The following is a 23523-nucleotide window of genomic DNA, read 5'->3' on the forward strand; positions in this document are numbered from 1 at the left end:
GTGTTAGAATGTGTAATTTATCTTTAAAGATGTGTTTCTTCCTGGGCTATGTGTGTAATATCTAAATCTGTCCAAATAGTCCTTGTATGCTGTGTTGAAAATATTTTCTACCGATAAAAGCAAACCGATAGAATTCATATTTGGTAATTTCCAGTTGCTGCTAGCTATTAATGCGAAAGTATGATAGCTTGCGGGAGGCGCCGCGAAATCTGAATTCGCTTCATATCGCGTTTGACGTGCTTGAAATTGATGTTTAAGCTTTAAGTAGGAATTATTATTTTCTTTTAGCAAGAATTTGTAAGCAATAGCTTGTTGTATTCTATCCGCTGGGATGTAAGGCAAGTAGCTATTTTTACTTATGTTTTTAGCTCTTACCGAAGAAAATCCCATTTCGTAAATTGTTTTTTTACCTAAATCAATATGCGCCTGTAAATCCAATCCATAGAAGACCGCATTATCCTGCTGATATTGAAAAATTGGAAAGGTGCCTCGAATAGTTTGACGTACAGAATCAGGATAAGGTTGACTGTAGATGTAATTGTCAATCATTTGAGTGAATAGATCCGCATTAACTGCTAACCAAGGAGTTTTGTATTGCAAAGTATTGACCCACTTTAACCCCTTCTCACTTTTCAAATCGATGTTGCCGATTTCATAAGTACCAGTTCCATGGTGTATTCCATCGCTGTACAATTCACTAGCAGATGGCGCACGCCAAGCTAAGGAAATTGTACTTTTCCAAGTGAAGTGTGAATTTATGGCTAAAGTATTGCCCACTACACCCGAAATATTATTGAAATGTCTTCTGTCCTTTAATAAATACTGTGGTACTGTTCCGTCATCGTTCATTTTGTCATAGGCAAATCGATAACCTGCAGCATCGAAATATTTATAATCATAGCGAGCACCTAATTCAACCTGGTTTTGTCCATATAGAATCTTGTAATTGGCAAACAAGGCGATATTATGATTATCAAAGTTTGGAATGATTGGCGTAGTACCTGTACCTGCAGTATTATTGTTTATTTGTAAAGAACCTACTAATCCGACTTGCGTGTATTGATTAGAATAAACAGCTTCTACTTGTTGTGTAGTCAATACCATATCCGCCATAGGTGTATTATCCGATTGGGCGCGACGTAAATCAAATTCCCGACGGTGATTTTGTTGAATACTATAATATGTTTCTAATTTTTGATTCTCATCAATTTGATATTGGTAAGTCAATTTTGCCAATTGATGCGTAACCTTCTGTTTTGGAGCGGCAATTTCATAGGAGAAATTATAGTTTTCGAATGGTCTTCCATATGCAATGCGTGCAAAAATGTCTTCTTTCGTACCTATATGCGCGCCTTGGAAAATTCCTAATTCAGTCCCGAAATGACTGAAGAAAATGGAAAAGTCGTGCTTTTCTTTTTCGTACTGCAGAAATGCATTACCATTTAATTCATTTTTTCCAGTATTTCCGATGTAATAATCTGGTGTTTTAAGATTTCCAGCTTTCATCGCCGTAATGCCTGCACGATAAGAAAAATGGCCTTTAGTTCCTTCCAATTGCGTATTGAGATATCCACCACGACCATTGGTATGTGCCCCAAGACTTACATTTCCTGCTAATTCTTTATTTTTAATAATATCTTGTTGCTCTAATTTTATCAGACCACCTAAAGCGTCCGCTCCGTAGCGAATGGCTTCTGCATTTTTGAGAATAGAAATTTTTTGGAATGCAAAAGGGTCAATTTCAGGCGCGTGATCCAATCCCCATTGCTGGCTTTCATGTCTCGTACCGTTATTCAGCGTAATAATACGATTACCATATAAACCATTAATCATTGGTTTGGCAATAGTTGCCCCAGTACGAAGAATGCTTACACCTGTGATATCAGCTAAAGCGTCTGCTAAGTTTTTGCCTTGACTTTCTTTACGTTGCTCGATTTTTAAGGTGTTTGCAGTATTGTTTGGACCTGCTTTATGGACATTGACCTCGTCTAAATCAATGGATTTTGGTGTTAGATAAATATAAAAAACAGTGTCTTTTGAAAGGTTTACACTTAGCTTTTGAGCTTTATAAGCGACATGTGAAATATCTAGATTTAAAGTTCCTTTTGGAAGTCCATTTAAATTAAATTCACCTTGGTGGTTAGATAATACCGTGATTTGATTGCCGATCCGTATATAGGCGTGAACAATGATTTCTTTCGTGTCATCGTTTAATACTTTTCCCGAGATATGGATTTTTTGTTGAGCTTGTACAGCTCCAAAGAAGACTAAATTGTATATCAAAAAAAGTATAATTCGATTCATGAAAAATTCGTTGTTGCAACAATGCTACAAAATTATATCAAATGCATCAAAGTTGCAAATTAAATGCATCAAAGTTGCATAAACTTTTCTCAAACCAAAACCTGACTTAATTGTCTTATATTGGATAATAATAAAAATCTATGCTTTTCTGTCTTTTTCAGAACTTTAATATGAGATTATTCTTTTATTCAATTTTGCTTATTGGGTTATGTATTTCATGTGGAATACAGCATAATGCACCCACTGCGGTAAATCCCAATCGTCAAATTCCACCGCGCACTACGATTGCATTTGTAGACCAGTATGGAGCATTCTATCCCAACGATTGGAGTAAAGTGTATGGTATCCCGCCTCGTAATGGGAAGAAGAATGCATATTCTTTGAGTAAATTAGCAGAAGAGAAATCCTTGTCCAAGGATTTAGAAAAATTCGAAAAAGAATACCTCAGCCTTTTAAAGAAACATTTACAGAATAAGAAGCGTGTTTTTATTTTAATTCATGGATTCAATGCTAAAGAACGAGAGGTAACACGTAATTACGAGCGTATTCAAAACAAGCTTAATCTTACCAATTCGGATGAAGTCATTCAATTCTATTGGGATGGATTGTATACCAAAAATCCTTTCTCCAGTTTGAAAACGTGGTTCACAGCTTCGGATTATTCTCAATATGTGGGAAAATTCGCGTTGCGAAAGATTTTAAATAGTATTTCAAACAAGGATGTGTATTTAATTTCGCACAGTAGGGGAGCATCGGTCATTATGTCCGCATTGAGTTCGGCGCCGATAGATAGTGTGAAGATGTCTGATGTGGTAGAAAACCATTATATAGATACTGCAAGTTTGCAAAACGACCTTATCCGCAATCAGAAAAATAGGATTTATGCTATCGCGTTGGCGCCTGCTATTGGAAAATCAGATTTTGAAATTAAACATGAGGACAGCATTTATAATGTGCTATTTACACCACAGCTTAAAGCTTTTCATATTTCTACGAATAAAGACGATTTAATGCTCAAAAAAGTGGTTGGTTGGCTGTCCAATAAATTACATCCTACAGATTTAGGTTACAAAAGCGACTCTTTTGAGGAATTGTCCCAATCATATAAATTTTTGAAACGAACGGATTTTTCTGGTTTACGATCCCATCATTTTATAAATTACATTCAAGACAAGCACTTCAATGTAATTCTCAAAGAATATAAGCTAAACAAAGTAAAAAAATAATATGTGGGGTACTCTAATTATTCAACTTGTATTTTTTGAGCATCATTTTAATAAAAATAGCAAAAGAGAATGCAAATAAAATCCAAGAAATAACAGATATGCCTTGATAATTTACTTGCTCTACATTGGCTAATAGACATCCACCTAAAAATAGCACAGCGGAAATAACAAGCATTCTATTCAACGAATTGTTACGAAGTTCTTGCGATCGGAATCTTTCAAATTCACGGTAATTGACCGAAACTTTGAATTCTCCTTGATTGAACTTGTCGATAATAGAAGTGAATGACTGAGGAGCGCTATGTAGCATACGACGCATTTCCCAAAGCGTCCCCACATTGTCTTTCAACAATTTTTCTGGAGATATACGTTGCGTAGCTATTTTAGTAATGTATGGTTTTACTTTGTCCACAATATTGATTTGAGGAGAAAGTTCCCGACCAATTCCTTCCATAAGTACAATACCTTTGACCAGAAGATAAATATGTTCGGGCATAATGATATTGTTTTCATTCAAAAGATGAGAAAATTTGCTAAACAAGGCTTTTATATCCAGTTCTTCTAAAGAATGCGTATTGATTATGTCCAACATTTCTTGAAAAGCACGAATCAATAGTTTATCATCCTTGATATCAACATGCAGTGCCATTTTCTTTAATGTGTTCACTAGTCGATTAGCGTCTTTATAAATGAAGTAAACAACGAAGTCTTCTAACAAATCCTTGTCGTTTGGAGACATTTTAGCAACCGCGCCCAGATCAATAAAAGAAACTTTTCCAGTTGGAGTAACCAAAATATTGCCTGGATGCGGATCCGCATGAAAGAATCCATGTTCAAGCATTTGGGTAAGGTAGAGATTGAAGCATTTGTCCAATATCGCTTCAGGGTTAAGATTTAAGGCTTGAATACCTTCCTTATTATTAATTTTAACACCTTCTATATAAGAAATACACAATACATTATCATTGCTCAACTCCGGATAAACTTTCATGGTCTCGATGTCCGGATTTCCTCTAAAATTCCGTCCGAAAAGTTGAATATTCTTTTGTTCGTTTGTAAAGGATAATTCTTCTTGAATACTTGCTGCAAAAGCATCGAAAACATGTAAAAGGTTTATTTCGCGTACAACGCTGTAATAGTTTGTCAATAATTCGATGATATCTTTCATCAACAGCAGGTCTGCATGAACGATTTCTTTGATACCTGTCCGTTTGAGTTTTAGGATAACCTGTTCTCCAGATTGGAGTTTGCCTACATATGTTTGAGCAATGGAGGCTGAAGCGATAGGCGTATTATCAATTTCAGTAAAATAATCACCTACTGCTATTTCCAGTTCCTTCTCAAGATGAGGAATCAAATCAATCTCTTCGGGAAGCACATTGTCCTGTAATTTTTTGAATTCTTTGATTAAAGCGGAAGGAAACAAATCTTCACGCGTGGATAATGTCTGTCCAAATTTCACATAGGTAGGTCCTAGTTCTTCAATAGCACGGCGTACACGTTCATAAAAAGCGGAATCTTGCGCTATTTTGGCCTCATCGGTACTGTCGGAATTATTATCGAGCTTTGACTTAAAGTCTTCAAAACCATACTTCGTTAATATTTGCATGAGTTTAGCTGCTCTTTTAAGCTTGGCCTTTTGTCTGTCTAAAATTCCGTCCATATGAATTACTGTTTTTGTCTACCCATGCATAAATAATACCTAATTGCACTAAATTGTTTGTATTACAATAAAAAAATAAGGCATTAGAAATTTCTAATGCCTTATTTTTTCCAAATAGATTGGTCAAATCTATACCGTAATGTAAACGCTTGTTGATTATCCATTCCATCTTTATGAAAGTGAAAAGAGGCGGTAAATTTCCCGTCTATGTTTTTGCTTTTAAATGGTATCCAGCCTAAATCTAGTCTATTGTATTTATCACGATGATAAAATGAGTCGCCGTTAGGAAGATTGATTGCATCTCCTAAATACAACGTGTTATGTAAAAAGACTTTCTTGTATCCTAGATGAATGTTGTTTATAAAAGCTTTGCTGTTTGTATTATATTCCGTTCGTACACGGTCGTAGCCTAAAACTGTTCCTGCATCAATTGTCAACGAATCCAATGCTGTACTCGCGGAAAAATCCAATCCTAAACGTAATACTAGCACAGCGTTATCTTGAATATGTGTGGTCGGATCTTCCACATTCGTCAATGCATTGTGATAGAGTGTTCCATCATTAGCAAAATACCCTTTGCCAAATTTATAATGTCCTGAAATACCTGCTATAAATCGTTCTCGGTTTTCTGAACCTTGTTTGCTCAGCCAATCGATGTAAAGAGACTGCAAAATTTTGCTTGTATGGTAGTTGAAAAATATTCCTTCCAAATTGGGCCTGTCATATAATAAAGTATCAGCTAAAACGACTAGTGGAATGTTTTTTAGCTTTTCGTGACGTGGTATGAATCCAATTCCAAAATCAATCCGTTCAGAATTGTAGTTATAATAAGCTATGGGATTGACTTTGTTCTTATTTTCGGAATTTATACCAAAATCTTGATTATAATGTAAGCCACCTACTAACTGATGATTTCTGTCAAGCTTGATGTAGAGTTGAGGCGAAAGAATCGCGCCAAAAAAGGTTTTGTCTATGGTATATGGAGCTTTATACTCTCTGTTGTCGGCATAGCCAAAAAAATCAATCTTTGTTCCTACTTCTTGGCCTTTAGTATGATGAATGGAAATACAGCAAAGAGTACAAACGGTTGAAGCAAGAAATTTTGATAAGTTCATCGCTGGGATTTTGTTTTACACAAAAATAGAAAAAGAGGTAGAACTTTAGGGAAGAAGCGTGAGAAATCACAAAAAAATAAAAATAGGATTGAAAAATGGGATGAACGCTTATATTTGTGTCAAATAATTAAAGGAAATGGTGTTCTTCCTTAACCAACCGCTAAAAAATAGCTGATGACGCCTGATGAGTTATTCAATTTATTTTATAATTTGATCAGGAGTTTTTATGTCAGAAAATAATCAAACCAAATCAAACATTCTTACGGCTGTATTGAATACTAAATCTATTTATGCCTATGCATTGAAATGGATCGGTCTTAGTTTATTGCTTTCGATATTAATAGGATCTGCTTCAGCAGGATTTCTTATTTCATTAGAATGGGTAACAAACTACAGAGAAAGTCATCTTTGGATTATAGTATTTTTGCCGATTGTAGGTTTTCTAATCAGTTGGATATACGACAAATATGGCAAAAATTCTGGTCAAGGAAATAATCTGCTAATTGATACTATTCATGATGGCGAAGAAAAGATTCCGTTTAGAATGGCACCTTTTGTTTATATAGGAACAATTTTAACGCATATGTTTGGTGGTTCTGCGGGACGTGAGGGTACTGCTTTGCAAATGGCTGGAGGAATTGCAGATCAATTTTCGAAATCATTAAAACTTAATAAAGAAGATCGCAGTATACTGTTAATTGCGGCTGTGGCAGGAGGTTTTGGGGCGGTGTTTGGTACGCCATTGGCAGGTGCAATATTTGCTTTGGAGTTTTTTTTAATAGGTCGTTTGAGGTATAATGCACTATTTCCAGCGTTACTAACTGCAGTTTTATCAGATCAATTCACCACACTTTGGAATGCACACCATACACATTATTCTATAGATTTTGTGCCTGAACTTAATTTTCAAGGAATTTTGTATACCCTAATAGCAGGTGGACTTTTTGCTTTATGTGCTGCAACGTTTAGTAAAGGGATGCAGTGGATGTCTGGTTTTTGGAAAGCAAAAATCCAATATGCCCCTTTACAAACCTTTGTAGGAGGGCTGTTCGTGATTGCTGCAGTTTATCTATTGGGAACTTCAAAATATATCGGGCTGGGTATTCCCACTATTGTTTCTTCGTTCAATCAGCCTTTACCGGCTTATGATTTTGCGTTGAAAATGATTTTCACCGTGGTGACTTTATCTGCAGGATTCAAAGGGGGAGAAGTGACGCCATTGTTTTTTATCGGAGCGACTTTGGGTAATGCCTTGAGCTTTTTTATTCCATTGCCCATGGGGTTGCTTGTCGGAATGGGGTTTGTGGCTGTATTTGCGGGAGCCACAAATACGCCTATTGCCTGTACCTTAATGGCCATAGAATTATTTGGTGCCGATTGTGCGGTATATGTTGCGATAGCTTGTTTTACTTCGTATTTGTTTTCAGGAAATACAAGTATCTATAGAAGACAGATTGTAGGCGAACCCAAAAATCCAGCTCAACGGGATATCCTCGGTAAAAGATTGAACGAATTGTAGTGAATTATTCTTCATCAAAAGTTCCTTCAGGAACATAGAACATTTCTAAATCTTTTTTAGATTCAATTCTTCTGCATCCACCATTTTGTAGAAGAACTATTCTTGTAGCAGTTTCGAGTACAGTTTGGTAGTGATGATCTGAGATTATAAAGCCTTTATCATTGTGTGAAAGAATGATTTGTTGAATTCGTTCTTTCATATAAGGTGATACTCCCGAAAAAGGTTCGTCTAATAAATAAAAATCAGAATTTTTTTGTAATAAAAGCATGAGTTCCAAATAACGTATTTCTCCGCCAGATAATTCTGCAACCTTTTGATTTTTGATGGTGACGATGATTTCGTCGTCATTTAATAAGGCGTTTTGTTTAATCTTATCCTCTACCATTAGTTTGATTACGTCTGTCACTGCTAAATAATTGGGAAGGAATTTTTGCTGAGGTAAATAGCAGATATTTTTTGACAAATATCCTTTGCTATACCTAATGTCATTAATTCTAATGAATGCCAATTTTGGTTTTATAACACCAAAGATTATTTTCATGAGGGTTGACTTTCCACAACCATTTCTACCTAATAATCCGACCACTTCGCCTATTTCGCATTGAATATGAACCCCAGTTAATATATCGACGGAATGTGTGTAGGAAAATTCTATCGAATCAGCGTACAATAGCTTTTTTAGAGTATCCATAGCAACAGTGAAAATAGACTTGAGATAACTGTATTGATTAAGAATGTATATAAGATTATTCTTGTCTTCGAATATCCGATGTTGAGATATACGTACCAAACACTATGGTAGAAGTAGAGGTAAATAGCTATTGTGCTCATAAATCCAAATGTCCCAAAAGTAAGGGGAAAAGGATTAGAACTCACTAAACTAAAAGCAATTGAGATTGCTAAGTTTATAAAGAATAATTGCTTGTATGCGAACCAATAAACTTTCATGCATGAGGATGGTTTGTATAAAAATACTAATATTTGGATTTGCTGAAGAGGGATTCACACTATTTAACAATATATCTATTTGTTAGAAAGTGCTGAGTTAAATGATGTTCAAACAATGAAGGTTTATTTGTGTTATTTGTAAAAGTTTCAACCATGGACAATCTTATCACCCAAATTAGTGGCTACGCAGCTTCATTTTTCTTAATTATCTCTTTTTTGATAAAAGACCAGATAAAATTGAGAGCAGTGAATTTAATTGGTTGTATATTTTTTGTGATTTATGGCTTTCGGTTAGATTATGCTTGGCCTATTATTATTCCAAATGCTATAATTGCATTTACGCAGATTTATTATTTATGGATAAAACCGATTCCAAAAGAAGAAAGTCAAGAAGATAATATAAACTAAAAGCATCGAAATTTCGATGCTTTTAGTTTATATTATTTAACCTATTCCGTGTAAAGAACCACCTTTTGCAAATAGACGGTCAATATGTCGTTCTACTGTTTCATCTTTTATCAAATCAGGCGCATGATGCGGCTTACGTCGTGAATCGATGATTATTGGCCCTTCGCAGCCCCAATGTTTAAATCTAGTAAAGGATTTGATTCCGTATATATCGTATGCTGGATTTGATTTAGTGAAAGTTTCCCAAACAAAATTATTTTCATTTGCACTCGCGAAATTAGCATTATTCACCAATACTAGAAGTTGAATTCCATCAAAATTAACTTCTTTGGCAGCATTTGTCCAAGCTTCTAATACTTTTTCTTCATTTTCGTAAGAAGTGAAATCCGCACCTTCTAGGACTAAAATGCCTGGTAAAGCAAGTTTAGCCTTATTAAAAGGTCTTGGTAAATCTATATTTGCTAGAATTTCAGTCGCTAGCTCTCTTTTTTTAGCTCCAGCAGCTGCAAAGATAACTTTCGAACCAGCATTCAATCCATCACCTGTATAATCCAAGGTGTCAATAGTCGTGTTAGTTTGGAAATGTAAATCTCTTGTGTTGTCAATTCTTTCCAAAATATGGGTGAAGAATCCTTTGATATCATGTATGTCCAAATTGGGATTATCTTCTCCAGCAGCAATAAATAGATATTTTGCTAAGCTTAGTTGATTCTTACCTAAAACCTGATTCGCAATTGTCAAGATTTCCTGCGGTCTATCAACTTTTTGGTATGGCGTATACGATTCACGACCAATAGCAAATAGAAGTGGGTGTACGCCAGCTGGGTCTACCGCGTGAATTGCTTTCAATCCGTTAATTTCTTGCGGAATAGCTGAGCCTGTGATTTCGTGAATCAAAGCACCAAAACTTGTATCTTCCTGAGGAGGACGGCCGACCACTGTAAAAGACCAAATCGGATCTTTCTTGTGGTATACGTTGTGCACTTTCATCAACGGGAAATCATGTGTCAAACTGTAATAACCGATATGATCTCCAAAAGGTCCTTCTGGTTTGTTCTCACCTGGATAAACTGTTCCTGTGATTACAAAATCTGCATCTGCTGAAATACAAAATCCCTCCTCATCGTAAAAATAACGGAATCTTCTATTGCCTAAAGCTCCGGCAAAAATCATTTCAGATAAACCTTCTGGCAACGGCATTACTGCCGAAAGGGGATGCGCTGGAGGACCACCAACGAAAATACTTACTTTAAGTGGTTTGCCTATGGCATTAGCTTTTTGTTGATGAACCCCGATGCCACGGTGCAATTGGTAGTGCAAGCCTATCTCTTTATCTTGTATATAATCGTTTCCTGATAATTGGATGCGGTACATACCCAAATTGGCTTTCATAATGCCGGGTTTGGTTACGTCTTCTGTGTATACTTGTGGCATTGTCACGAAAGTGCCACCATCCATGGGCCAATTGACAATTTGAGGAAGCTTGCTGATTTGTGTTTTACCATATAAAATGGATGCACCAGATTTCTTTTTCCAAGGTAATGCGCTTAAAGCTACAGCGGAAGAGCCAATATATTGAAAAGGATTTTTAAGCACCGCAGTAGGATCCATCTTCACATCTACTAATTTTTTGATGTGATCTAAGGTATCCCTAAACATAAACTTCGAACGATCGAGCGTGCCGAATAGATTGGAGACAGCAGGAAATTGTGAGCCTTTGATATTTTCAAAAAACAAAGCTGGACCTTCTGCATCAAATACACGCATATGTATAGCCGCCATTTCTAAATATGGATCTACTTCTTCTTTGATTCTTATCAAATGACCGTGTCTCTCTAAATCAGCCACACATGCTGCCAAACTTGGGTACCCCATAATTTTTCGAAGTATTTGTGAATTGCAAAAATAACAGATTATTTCACTTTATCGTACTTTGTAAATGCTTCATATATATTAAATATCTGTCACCACTTATGTTTTTCTACGCTCAAATTCTTGATTGTGTAGGATAACCTGTATTACTCAATTATTGTTAGATTTATATTGTTAGAATTGTGTAATATTGGGTTGCCAAAGTTTATTTATACAGATAAATACAATATCTTTACGAATTAACATTCTAAATTAAGAGGGACTTCGCACAATTTTATAATGAGTAGAAAGGTAATACTAGTTTGGTTTCGAAACGATTTACGTACATCTGATAATGAAGTATTGTTCTCAGCCGTTGAAAAATCAACTTTCGTAATTCCTGTATACATTTTTGATCCACGTTATTATACCGAAGGAAAATACGGATTCTCCAATACAGGAGATTTACGGCAGCAATATATTGTACATTCTGTAGCAGCTTTGAAAGATAAGCTACAAAAACTTGGTGGCGATTTATTGACTTTCGAAGGTTATCCTGAGGAAATCATTCCGCAATTAGTTCAAAAATATGAAGTAGATGAAGTCTACCATCATCGTGAAGTTGCTAGACGAGAGACACGTATTTCTGAGCTTGTAGAAGAATCATTGTGGCAAGTAAAACGTAATTTGAAGCATTTTATTGGTCATACAATGTACCACAAAGAGGATTTACCTTTTCCTATTAAAGACATTCCAAACGATTTCAATACGTTTAAAAAGAAAACAGCTAAGGAAAGTTTCGTACGTGCGTGTTTGCCGGATTTAGAACAAATTTCATTGCCACCTCATTTAGAAAAAACGGATTTCCCATTCGAGATAGATACCAATTCCTTAGTAAATTATGGTGAGTTGGCTGCTCAAAATGCGCTGGAGACTATTTTGTCAAATACAGATAACAAAAGAGATTTGTATACCACTATTTCTCCATTTTTAGCATTAGGTGTATTGTCTGCTACACAAGCCTTCCATTTTATTCAGTCTAAAATTACAGCGCAGAATAAAAAGAAGATAAACTTTATTTTGGACGGTTTATTGTGGAGAGATTATTATCGCTTTATGCTGAAGAAATTCCCTAACTGTTATTTCAAATCTTCAAATGCGTTAAATAATGATTCACAAATCGTTCAGTCATTTATTGAAGGGAATAGTGATGATGGAGAAAGTAATGCTTTGGTTCAAAAATTGAACGAGAGAGGAGAATTGACTAGAGCGGAGCGCGAATATCTAGCTTTGTATTTTATCTATGAACTAAATCAAAATTGGTTGATTGGTGCATCTTACTTTGAACAGCAACTGATAGATTACGCTCCAGCTACAATTTATGGCTTTTGGGCTCACGTAGCAGGAGAGGGAACAAGTGTGAAAAACAACAGGTCTAAAGCGGACTGGGAAAGAATAAAAAAGAGTAAAGAACAGGTAGTATAAGATTGAAAATTATCCATAAAAGTCAAAAATATTTCAGTAGCTAAAACTTTGATTTTTATGGGACAAAATATCAAATTTCAATAGGTATTACTGCTTTTTTATTCTTAATTTTGGCAAATTATTTAGACTATAACAAAATAATGGATAAACTGACATATTTGAGTAATGCCGATTCAAGTTACATTGACGGCTTATATCAAGCTTACAAACAAGATCCAAATTCGGTAGATTTTGGATGGCAAAAATTTTTCGAGGGATTTGAATTTGGCCAAAGTTCTGAGGGCGTGGTAATTGAAGATGAGAACGTATCAGAACATGCGCTTAAAGAAATCAATGTATTGAATATGATTCACGGGTACAGAGACCGTGGTCACTTATTTACAGATACTAACCCTGTTCGTGAGCGTCGTAAATATTACCCAGGCAAAGAATTAGAAACATTCGGTTTGTCAGAAGCTGACATGGATACCGTTTTCAATGCAGGTATTGAAATTGGTCTTGGTCCAGCGAAATTGCGTGATATTCGTCAGATGATTGAAGATACTTACTGTCGTTCAATCGGTGCTGAGTTCAAATATATCCGTAATCCAGAGAAAATTAAATGGTTGCAAGATCGCATGGAAGCGGATCGCAACAAACCTAATTATACAGTAGAACAAAAGAAACGTATTTTACAAAAAATCAATAGAGCAGTAGTTTTTGAGAGCTTCTTAGGAACGAAATTCTTAGGTCAAAAACGTTTCTCTTTGGAAGGTGCTGAAAGCTTAATTCCTGCATTGGATTCAGTAATTGAAAAAGGTGCGGACTTAGGTATCCAAGAATTCATGATTGGTATGGCGCACCGTGGTCGTTTGAACGTATTGGCAAACATCATGGGGAAACCATACAAAACTATTTTATCAGAATTCGAAGGTAAAATGTACAAACAAGAAGATCCTGAGTTGCAATTTGGCGGTGACGTAAAATACCACTTAGGTTATTCTTCAGATATCAAAACTGACAACGGTAAAAGCATTCATTTGTCATTAGCACCTAACCCATCACACTTAGAGACTGTAGATCCTATCGTAGAAGGTATGGTTCGCTCTAAAATTGACATGAAATATGATGGTGACTCTTCTAAGATTGCACCTATCTTAATTCATGGTGATGCAGCTATTGCTGGTCAAGGTGTTGTGTACGAAGTGACTCAAATGTCTAAATTGGATGGTTACAAAACTGGTGGTACAATTCACATTGTAATCAACAACCAAGTAGGTTTCACTACTAACTACAAAGATGCGCGTTCAGGAACTTACTGTACTGACGTAGCTAAAATCACTTCTTCTCCAGTATTCCATGTGAATGGTGACGATGCTGAAGCTGTAGTATACGCAATCAACTTAGCGGTAGAATACCGTCAAAAATATAAAACAGACGTTTACATCGACTTATTATGTTACCGTCGTTTCGGTCACAACGAAGCGGATGAGCCTAAATTCACGCAACCTTTGTTGTACAAACTAATTGAAAAGCATGCTAATCCTAAAGAAATGTATGCTAAAAAATTAGAGGCTGAAGGTACTATCGATTCGAAATACGCTAAAGAAGTAGAGAAAGAATTCAAAGATTACTTGCAAACACAATTGGATGCTGCTAAAGCTGTTGAAGTTTTAGTTGATGAAGTTCCAATGTTTAGCGGTGCTTGGAAAGGTTTACGCCCTGCTAAGAAAGCAGATATCTTCAAACCGGTAGATACTAAAGTTGACGATAAAACTTTCTTAGAATTAGCTAAAGAAATTACCTCTTTACCAAAAGATAAAAAATTCTTCCGTAAGATCTCTAAATTGTATGAAGACCGTGCAGCAATGATCGGTAAAGATTCATACGATTGGGCAATGGGAGAGTTGATGGCTTACGCTACATTGTTGAATGAAGGTAAACGTGTTCGTATCTCAGGACAAGATGTTCAACGTGGTACATTCTCTCACCGTCACGCGGTATTGACATTAGAAGATTCAGAAGAAAAATACGCTCCTTTGGCTCAAATTAAAGGTGGTGATAAATTCAATATCTATAACTCATTCTTATCAGAATACGGTGTGTTAGGTTTTGAATACGGCTATGCTTCTGCCAACCCTCAATCTTTGACAGTTTGGGAAGCTCAATTTGGTGACTTCTACAATGGGGCTCAAATCGTTGTTGACCAATACTTGAGTTCAGCAGAGACAAAATGGAAACGTTCAAACGGTTTAGTAATGATGCTTCCTCACGGTATGGAAGGTCAAGGTCCAGAGCACTCTTCAGGTCGTATCGAAAGATTCTTGGAATTGTGTGCTAACGACAACTTAATCATTGCGAACTGTACTACGCCAGCGAACTACTTCCACTTATTGCGTCGTCAATTAGTACGAGACTTCCGTAAACCATTGGTCGTATTTACTCCAAAAAGTTTGTTGCGTCACCCTAAAGTAGTTTCTCCTTTAGCTGACTTTACAACAGTTAACTTCCAAGAAGTAATTGATGATACTGCAGCTGATACAAAAGCAGTAAAACGCGTATTGTTCTGTTCTGGTAAAATCTATTACGAATTGTTAGATCGTCAACAAGCTGACAATCGTACTGATGTAGCAATTGTTCGTATCGAACAATTGTATCCTTCACCTGTAGAACAATTGCAAGCTATTCACAAGAAATACAATAAAGCAACAGAATTCATTTGGGTTCAAGAAGAAAATGAGAACATGGGTGCATGGCCTCACTTCTGCCGCAAGTTCCGTAGAACAGACATTGAATTCACGGACGTAATCGCAAGAACTGAAAGCGGAAGCCCTGCAACAGGTTATATGAAACAACACGTTGCACAACAAGAAGCAATTATTAATAAAGCATTTGCATAAACAAAAATAGAAGACCGGCGTTGTAATAGATAACTATTGCAACGTTGGTTTTAAAGAATAAACACATGAGCTTAGAAATCAAAGTCCCTACCGTTGGTGAATCAATCACCGAAGTAACATTAGCCCAATGGCTAAAACAAGATGGTGATTTCGTCGAAATGGACGAAAACATCGCTGAATTGGAATCAGACAAAGCTACATTTGAATTACCTGCGGAAAAAGCTGGTATTCTACGTATCATCGCGCAAGAAGGCGATACGTTGGAAATCGGTGCTGTAGTATGTACTATCGAAGATGGTGATGCACCTGCTGGTGAGAAAAAAGCTGACGCTCCTGCTGCTGCTGAATCGGCTGCTCCAGCTGCTAAGGCAGAAGAAGCATCAGAAGATACTGACTCGTACGCTGCTGGTACAGCTTCTCCTGCTGCCGCAAAAATTTTAAGAGAAAAAGGTATTGATTCTTCAACTATAAAAGGTACAGGTAAAGACGGTCGTATCACAAAAGAAGATGCAGGAAAAGCACAAGCTAAACCTGCAGCTCCTAAAGCGGAAGCAAAACCAGCTGCTGCTGCGCCTGCTGCTACTCCAATTGTTGCTGGTGCACGCAATGAGCGTCGTGAGAAAATGAGTTCTTTACGTAAAACTATCGCTAAGCGTTTAGTTTCTGTGAAAAATGAAACTGCTATGTTGACTACATTCAATGAAGTAAACATGCAACCCATCATGGATTTGAGAGCTAAATACAAAGACGTTTTCAAAGAGAAACATGGTGTAGGTCTTGGTTTCATGTCGTTCTTCACTAAAGCTGTGACTACAGCATTGAAAGAATGGCCTGCAGTAAACGCGCGTATCGAAGAAAACGAAATCGTTTATTCTGACTTTGCTGATATTTCAATTGCAGTTTCTGCGCCTAAAGGTTTAGTAGTTCCTGTTATTCGTAACGCGGAATCACTTTCTTTACAAGGAATTGAAAAAGAAATCATCAACTTAGCTACTAAAGCGAGAGATAATAAATTAACTATTGACGAGATGACTGGTGGTACATTCACTATTACTAATGGTGGTGTATTCGGTTCGATGATGTCTACGCCGATTATCAACGCACCTCAATCAGCTATCTTGGGTATGCACAATATTGTGCAACGTCCTGTAGCGGAGAACGGTCAAGTGGTAATTCGTCCAATGATGTACATCGCATTATCATACGATCACCGTATCATCGACGGTCGTGAGTCTGTTAGCTTCTTAGTTCGTGTTAAACAATTATTAGAAGATCCAGCTCGTTTATTATTAGAAGTATAATAGTATCCTATATTTTATACTCAAAAGCCTCATCATATTTGGATGGGGCTTTTGTTTTCAGTTTGCTTCCATTTTTTGTATAAAACATGTAATCAACCTAACTTATTATTTCTCAGTAACTTCTTTTGTGCGAGAATATGGTTGTTATTGGTTAAGTTTTGATTGTTTTGGATAAAATATCTTATCTAATTTCGATATACGTTGTTGAGTAGTTTTTATTACTTGTTGTAAATCAATATGCTATAATTGCCGGAATTTACTTAGCAAATTAATTTTCAAGCATTATATGCTAATTATAAACTTATAACATTACCTTACCCATGATCAGCTTATATCAAAAAAAATCGAATTTCTACAAATGGCTTTTTGTCTTCATGATGATAAGTTTAGTACCCTTTTATTCTTGTGGTAAAAAAGATGTTATAGAGGAACCTATTGTGGAAGAGGAGCCTGTAGAGGAGCCAGAACCAAATAATTCCCTTAAAATATATATACCGAAAGAATTTGCTAGTTCAGGTTTTGAATCCAATGTCAACAAGTGGGCTTACTCACGTAGCAAACAGTCTGAGCATTTTATTTTATTCTGGGAATCAGGTTATGGTGATTTGCTTCCTTCGGATAGTAAAGTCCCAGCTGATTATCGAGTGGATATTGACAATGTAATTCTTAAAGCTGAAGAATTTTACAAGTTAAATGTGGACCAGTTGAAATTTGCAACGAAAGACAACAATTCATCTAAGTTGGAATCCTATAAAATGATGATCTTTTTGCATTATACAAAAGACTGGATGGCATACGGAGGAGGTTATGATGATGTTATTGGAGCTTTATGGATTAGTCCTAGTACTTGTCAACCTGTGGGAGCTACTATAGCACATGAAATTGGACATAGTTTTCAGTATCAGGTACGATGTGATTTAGGAGCTAATCATGGGTTTAGATATGGTTTTGGTGGAAATGACGGAAACGGTTTTTGGGAACAGACCGCCCAGTGGCAGGCTATGCAAAGCTATCCGGAAGAAATTTTTGCTACACACCACTTTCCTGTATATCTGGATAATCATCATAGACATCAGCTTCATGAGAATTATAGATATGCTAATTATTTCATTCATTTTTATTGGGCAAGTAAGCATACAAATCAAATTATTAGTAAAATCTGGAGAGAGTCAAACAAACCCGAAGATCCCATTCAAGCCTATATGCGTCTAACGAATATTAATGCGCAGCAGCTTAACGCTGAAATTTATGATATGGCTTCAAAATTTGCGACTTGGGACTTGAATGAACTACGTGCTAGGGGTAAAAATTATATAGGTAGACAAACTAATAAATTTGATGTGCTTCCGAATGGTCAGCTTCGAATCAAATATGTACAATGTCCAGGAACGACAGGATTTAACGTTATTGGTTTAGAAGTACCTCAATCAGAACAACAGATCACAGTAGATTTTGAAGGTTTAGTGAATGCAACAGGATATAATACTGTTCAAAATCCAAGTCGCGCAGGTTGGCGTTATGGTTTTGTGGCTCTATTAAAATCGGGAGCACGTGTGTATAGTCCTATGTATGAGGATGCAAAATCTACAGTTTCTTTTTTGGTTCCTAATCAATGTGAGAAGTTGTTTTTTATAGTTACAGGAGCTCCTTCAACTTATATGCCTCATCCTTGGGACGAAAATGAAAATAATGACGATCAATGGCCATATCAAATTAAAGTTTCGGGTACAGAGGTAATTGGTTACCCTAATATTGATAATTCGCAAGAACCAAAAGATATAACTTTTACGCATAATTTGGAGATACCCTTTGATGCAGTTTCTTATTCTGGCGTTACGGTTCAAGTAGATCAGAGTGCATTAGCAAAAGCATTTGTTTTACATCCAGATGCAATAAAAAGTTCAATTGGTACTGTTATTAAATTTTATGCAGTTGAAAAAAATGGCGATCTCAATGGTAATAATACTGCTCAAGGATTGGGACATTGGTTTTCTGCCGAAGGCAATGTAACAAATTGGGGATCGTCTGCTAAAGTTTTTTCTGAGTTTAATAAAGATGGTTTACTGTTTACAATAGGTCAATATCCTAATCAAACTAAAGTTGGAGATACATTTACTATCAAACAAAAATTACAATATGTACTTAATGATGGGCAAAAAGTCAGCGCTACTTTTGTCTTTAATATCAAAATAATCTAGCATAACTAGGGAGATTAAGGCGGTTTAAATTTTTTATAGTACTTCATTTCAAAAGTTCGAATTAATAAAAGAGAGCTTTTAGAATGAAGTATTTATTTATATTTTAATTCTATATTAAAATAAATCCTAAAAATAAAAATATTTTAATAATTTTATTTTCAATTTACTAACCAACTTAGTTATCTCTATTTATGAATAAACTTTTCAAAGTTATCATAATAGTACTCGCTTTTGTACTATTATTGGTGCTGTTTGCAGGAGTATATCTCATCACCTTTATGCCTAATATTAGTCCCGCTCCACAACTTAATGTAGAAAAAACGACGGAACGGATTGAACGAGGGAAGTATTTAGCTCATCATGTCACGGTATGTATGGATTGTCATAGTTCCCGAGATTGGTCCAAATTTTCTGCTCCGCTTGCAGGACAGTTAGGTGCTGGAGGTGAAATCTTTAATAATGATATGGGCTTCCCTGGCACCATATATTCCCTTAATATAACCCCATATAATTTACAACATTGGACGGACGGGGAGATTTTTAGAACCATAACGACAGGAGTGGATAAAGATGGTAAAGCATTATTTTCGGTGATGCCTTATCATAATTATGGGAAGATGGATAAAGAAGACATTTATAGCATTATAGCTTATATACGCACATTAGACGCGATAGATTCTGAAGTTCCGGAAAGAAAATTGGAATTTCCTGTAAATCTATTAGTAAATCTTTCTCCTCAAGAAGCAAGTTTTAGTACTATTCCTGATGAATCAGATCGCATAGCCTACGGTGGTTATTTGATTAATGCAGCCGGATGTGTGCATTGTCATAGTCAAACAGAACAAGGTGCTATTGTGCCAGGAACCGAATATGGAGGCGGAATGGAATTTGTGCAGCCTGCAGGAATTGTTCGTGGTGCAAATATTACGATGCACAAGACAAAAGGTATAGGTACTTGGACAATGGAATCTTTTGTTAAGCGTTTTAAGCATTACGCGGATAGTAGCTATGTGCCAGAAGATTTAAAACCTACAGATTGGAATACACCTATGCCTTGGACCATGTATGCAGGGATGAAAGTTTCAGATTTAGAAGCTATTTATACGTATTTGAGTTCTTTAGAACCAAAAGATAATACAGTCGTCAAGTTCTCGCCACATAAACGCTAAAAAGTAAAGGGGCAAGATTTCACTAACCTTGCCCCTTTATTTTCTCTTATTTATAAGCTGGTTTTGCCATCAGCTTGATTACCTTAATATGGGATAGAAAAGCTTGCCAGAAGGATTTATACTCAATGTATGGAATGTTATGTTCCTCGCAAGTTTGTCTCACGATTTTATTAAGTGCAGGGTAGTGTACATGACTGATTTTAGGAAATAAGTGATGCTCTACCTGGAAGTTTAATCCACCTAATAACCAGGTCAAAACTTTATTTTTCGTAGAAAAATTTGCTGTTGATTGCAATTGATGTATCATCCACTCTTCTTCAACCATAGAATTATTTATAGTTTTGAATTCTGTATCGGTAACCACATGCGCTAATTGGAATACAATTGCTAAACACAAGCCGCATACAACGGCTGTAATCAATAATCCCAATAGAGCTGTAGCCCAACCTAACATATAAATAGGAATAACTATAAATAACACAAAATGAAATATTTTGGAAGACCAGAATATTAATTTCTCGTGAAGAGGAAAGTGAAATTTATCCTCGGAATGCGGAGCCATTTTTTGTCTAAAATATTTTTCATAATCCTGATAGAATATCCATGCTAAATAGGAAATACCATACAGAAATATAAAGTAAATATGCTGATATTTATGATGTTTCTTAAGTTTTTGATCGTGATGTATGCGCATAAATTTTACTTCAATATCATGATCTTCACCATCAATATTGGTATAGGTATGGTGTGCAATATTGTGTTTTAATTTCCAGAAGTAAATGTTACCACCTAATAAATTAAGACTGTAGGATAGTACAGTATTTAACTTTTTATTGTCCGAAAATGAATTGTGGCCTGCATCATGCATTATGTTAAATCCAATAGCGGCCAGATTCACACCGAATATTAAACAAAGTAAAATGCTAATGGACCAATGGGGTTGGACGAATACTAAGATGCTATATATTGCTAAAAAAGAAACGAGCAATACAGATGCTTTAATGAAAATTCTTCTATTTCCGGTTTTTTTGGTGAAAGTGCTACTAAAATAATTATTAGTTTTTTGCTTTAGGCTTTTTGAGAATAGTGAATTCTTTTGATTGAACTTGATTGTTTGAGTCATTATTTATTTGACTTATTTGGGTGTTGGATAGTCACTTCCAATATTAATTTCTTTAAATATACTTATAAGAAATCAGATATTTTTCTTTTTAACATAATTTGACAATTATTCTGTATACTGATGATATTTTTATAATTTTCTAAATATTTATTACATACTATAGTGCATGGGCTACTACTGTATACCGTTTTTGGAGGGCGTCGGAACCCTGTGGCGCGGTGGTGGTAGTCCAACTATAGCTACGCCTCCCGAGACTCACCATTTATAAATAAAGGCGAGTTATGAAAAAGCAACTGTACAAATTAATTATTTCAGCTCCGGAATAGTTCTGGATCCCCTTAAGACATATTCTGTCTTCATTTACCGAATCTGTGTTTGAATTCTACATATTTAAGGTAGGATGATCGCTAACGACCAATTATACACGCCACAATTCGGCAATCAATTCTTTTATTTAATGTTAGCTGACGTTTATAAATAGGCAGTTTTTCAGGGATCTAAAAATTATCTGCTGGATATTCCTTTTATAAACCGGTTAACTTTTTACTTACTTATAATACTTGGAAAATGAAGAATTTTTACAAGCCAGGACTTCGTATGTCCATAATACGACTGCACTTATACCTAATAAAATTTCTTGCTGATATACTGATATTCATTATTTCTTTTATTGGCAAAGGAGATGACAATACAAATTCTGATTTTTCTAAAGGGAATTCTAAAACGAGTAGCTCGAGAGCTAATAAGAAATCTAGAATTCTTATGCTGTCGGGGATATTATTTTCCAAAAGAGCTGTTAAAAAGAAAAATGATCAGCAGCAAGAGGAACAGGACTCCTATGGCCAGTACCTCTCGAATAAAATCTATGAACATCAGCTTTCCCTTGCAAATCGAGAAAAGGGGATTAAGATAGCTGAGGACATAAAATCCAAGCGCGGAGCCTTAAGATTTTCTAAAGGCTATTTTCCGTATGCTCAAGATTTACTTTGTGGTTTCGCTTTGCTGTTTATATTTTCTTTTCTGAACTTTAGCAGTTATGCTCAAGCTAGAGAAGCCACTGAGCCAGAAGCACTTCAAGTAGGGGATACTGTACCTCAGGATTTGTGGGAATTACCTATCCATGTTGTGAACGATAATTCGAAAAACGTAAGATTAAGAGATTTTAGAGATAAAAAAATAATTATTCTTGATTTCTGGGCTACCTGGTGCGGTCCGTGTATCAACTCGCTATATAAACTGGACTCACTGCAGCCTGCATTTTCTAAGGATGTTCAGTTTATTCCTATTTCTAATGAAAGTGCAGAGAAAGTAAAAACATTTCTTGATACAAGAAAAATAGGTCTTCTCTCGGGTCATGGAAACTCTGATATATCAAAATATTTTCCTTATCGTAGTATCCCTCATCAGGTTTGGATAGTGGGGGAGAAAATATTTGCTACTACCGATGGAATAAATACTACCGGGGAGAACCTTGGAGAACTTATTTCAACCGGGCATGTGCAACTACGAAATAAAGTGGATAACATGAGCGTGGATCTACAGAAGCCCTTGCTTATCGGCGGCAATGGGGGGACTGCTGAGCGGCTTGTTTACCGTTCTTTATTTATGAAAAGGATTCAGGCTGACATCGGGGGTATATCTTTTGATAGAGGGGCCAATAATGTGCTGATGTATAATGTAACTCTAGCCATGATGCTTACCAGAAGCTTTTTATATGATCTTCCCTTAGCGCTACGAAAGGAGAATCGGATAGTTTTTGAATGTTCGGATTCTTTGATGAATACTATTACAGCCCGTAATTTAAAACGTTCGAGTGGAAACTACCAGGATGATGTTGCTTACCACAACTGGATGGATAGTAACCTTTATTGCTATAATCTTATCCTTAATAGGAAAATTCCGCAGCGTGATGCTTTAGAAATCATGAAATCTGATTTAAAAAACTTTTTGCTTTTGGAGAAGGGTATAGAGGTGAAATTAGAAAAGCGAGTCACACGTACCTATGTACTTCAAAAAATGGACAGCTATAAAAACCTTACTACAGCCGGAGGTAGAAGCTCCCTTGAGGCTAGCAATGGTGAGATTTTTCTTATTAACAACTATATGAGCGCATTAGTATCCTCGGTGTCCAATGCGCTGGATAGAAAAGGAGACCCCTATCCGGTAACGGATGAAACGGGGATAAAACATAAGATAGATTTACGGCTAGCAATAAGCCGTATAGAGAATATCGATCAGCTCAATGGAGCCCTTAAAAGATATGGCCTTGAGCTGGTTCTTAAGGACATACCTATGGAGATGATCGTGTTAAAAGAAAAAAATTATAACTAATAA

15 protein-coding genes and 1 riboswitch are annotated in these 23523 nt (G+C 36.0%); of the genes, 9 read left to right on the forward strand and 6 right to left on the reverse strand.

Going from position 1 to position 23523, the window contains the following annotated elements:
• Positions 1 to 3: 3 nt before the first annotated feature.
• On the reverse strand, positions 4 to 2304 hold the full coding sequence (locus tag H8B04_RS11365) for a TonB-dependent receptor (RefSeq protein ID WP_223815392.1): 2301 nt from the start codon (positions 2302 to 2304) through the stop codon (positions 4 to 6).
• A gap of 170 nt (positions 2305 to 2474) precedes the next feature.
• On the opposite strand from H8B04_RS11365, the gene H8B04_RS11370 reads away from it, so the two are divergent.
• Positions 2475 to 3530: an alpha/beta hydrolase gene (locus H8B04_RS11370; protein WP_165290815.1), complete on the forward strand. Its 1056-nt coding sequence runs from the start codon at positions 2475 to 2477 to the stop codon at positions 3528 to 3530.
• Between the two features lie 13 nt (positions 3531 to 3543).
• Here H8B04_RS11370 and H8B04_RS11375 read toward each other — a convergent pair whose 3' ends face one another.
• Both H8B04_RS11375 and H8B04_RS11380 read right to left on the reverse strand, forming a co-directional pair.
• Positions 3544 to 5193 (reverse strand): ABC1 kinase family protein, encoded by a 1650-nt coding sequence (locus H8B04_RS11375; protein ID WP_190302421.1) that lies wholly within the window; start codon positions 5191 to 5193, stop codon positions 3544 to 3546.
• Between the two features lie 101 nt (positions 5194 to 5294).
• Positions 5295 to 6308 carry a hypothetical protein gene (locus H8B04_RS11380; protein ID WP_190302422.1) on the reverse strand — a complete coding sequence of 338 codons (1014 nt, stop codon included), beginning with the start codon at positions 6306 to 6308 and terminating at the stop codon, positions 5295 to 5297.
• Positions 6309 to 6431: 123 nt separating this feature from the next.
• Positions 6432 to 6499, forward strand: a riboswitch (Fluoride riboswitch).
• A gap of 35 nt (positions 6500 to 6534) precedes the next feature.
• On the opposite strand from H8B04_RS11380, the gene H8B04_RS11385 reads away from it, so the two are divergent.
• Positions 6535 to 7827, forward strand: a complete 1293-nt coding sequence (locus H8B04_RS11385) for a voltage-gated chloride channel family protein (RefSeq protein WP_165290812.1) — start codon at positions 6535 to 6537, stop codon at positions 7825 to 7827.
• A 4-nt stretch (positions 7828 to 7831) separates the two neighbouring features.
• Here the strand turns inward: H8B04_RS11385 and H8B04_RS11390 are convergent, their stop codons facing one another.
• Entirely contained in the window at positions 7832 to 8617 is a 786-nt protein-coding gene (locus tag H8B04_RS11390; RefSeq protein ID WP_190302423.1) for an ATP-binding cassette domain-containing protein, read from the reverse strand.
• A 311-nt stretch (positions 8618 to 8928) separates the two neighbouring features.
• Here H8B04_RS11390 and H8B04_RS11395 point away from each other — a divergent pair, with 311 nt between their 5' ends.
• The gene (locus H8B04_RS11395) at positions 8929 to 9183 is read left to right on the forward strand and encodes a uroporphyrinogen decarboxylase (RefSeq protein ID WP_165290810.1); all 255 of its coding nucleotides are present in this window, start codon (positions 8929 to 8931) and stop codon (positions 9181 to 9183) included.
• Between the two features lie 36 nt (positions 9184 to 9219).
• On the opposite strand, the gene H8B04_RS11400 is transcribed toward H8B04_RS11395, so the two are convergent.
• Positions 9220 to 11058: a UbiD family decarboxylase gene (locus tag H8B04_RS11400; RefSeq protein ID WP_190302424.1), complete on the reverse strand. Its 1839-nt coding sequence runs from the start codon at positions 11056 to 11058 to the stop codon at positions 9220 to 9222.
• A gap of 276 nt (positions 11059 to 11334) precedes the next feature.
• On the opposite strand from H8B04_RS11400, the gene H8B04_RS11405 reads away from it, so the two are divergent.
• The 5 genes from H8B04_RS11405 (at position 11335) to H8B04_RS11425 (ending at position 20066) form a co-directional block, all read left to right on the forward strand.
• Complete coding sequence (locus H8B04_RS11405) at positions 11335 to 12519, forward strand: deoxyribodipyrimidine photo-lyase (protein ID WP_190302425.1); 1185 nt, start codon at positions 11335 to 11337, stop codon at positions 12517 to 12519.
• Positions 12520 to 12659: 140 nt separating this feature from the next.
• Positions 12660 to 15398, forward strand: coding sequence for a 2-oxoglutarate dehydrogenase E1 component (locus tag H8B04_RS11410; RefSeq protein WP_190302426.1), 2739 nt, complete (start codon positions 12660 to 12662; stop codon positions 15396 to 15398).
• 65 nt (positions 15399 to 15463) lie between these two features.
• Entirely contained in the window at positions 15464 to 16699 is a 1236-nt protein-coding gene (gene odhB, locus H8B04_RS11415) for a 2-oxoglutarate dehydrogenase complex dihydrolipoyllysine-residue succinyltransferase (protein WP_165290806.1), read from the forward strand.
• Positions 16700 to 17073: 374 nt separating this feature from the next.
• A complete protein-coding gene (locus H8B04_RS11420) occupies positions 17074 to 18897 on the forward strand; it encodes a DUF4859 domain-containing protein (RefSeq protein ID WP_223815393.1) in 1824 nt (607 codons plus the stop codon).
• Between the two features lie 191 nt (positions 18898 to 19088).
• Positions 19089 to 20066 carry a c-type cytochrome gene (locus H8B04_RS11425; protein ID WP_165290804.1) on the forward strand — a complete coding sequence of 326 codons (978 nt, stop codon included), beginning with the start codon at positions 19089 to 19091 and terminating at the stop codon, positions 20064 to 20066.
• A 46-nt stretch (positions 20067 to 20112) separates the two neighbouring features.
• Here H8B04_RS11425 and H8B04_RS11430 read toward each other — a convergent pair whose 3' ends face one another.
• The gene (locus tag H8B04_RS11430) at positions 20113 to 21189 is read right to left on the reverse strand and encodes a fatty acid desaturase family protein (RefSeq protein WP_165290803.1); all 1077 of its coding nucleotides are present in this window, start codon (positions 21187 to 21189) and stop codon (positions 20113 to 20115) included.
• A 567-nt stretch (positions 21190 to 21756) separates the two neighbouring features.
• Between H8B04_RS11430 and H8B04_RS11435 the strand changes: the two genes are divergently transcribed.
• Positions 21757 to 23520: a redoxin domain-containing protein gene (locus H8B04_RS11435; RefSeq protein WP_190302428.1), complete on the forward strand. Its 1764-nt coding sequence runs from the start codon at positions 21757 to 21759 to the stop codon at positions 23518 to 23520.
• Positions 23521 to 23523: the final 3 nt, after the last annotated feature.

The sequence above is a fragment of the Sphingobacterium litopenaei genome, assembly GCF_014692495.1.
GTDB classification, from domain to species: domain Bacteria; phylum Bacteroidota; class Bacteroidia; order Sphingobacteriales; family Sphingobacteriaceae; genus Sphingobacterium; species Sphingobacterium litopenaei.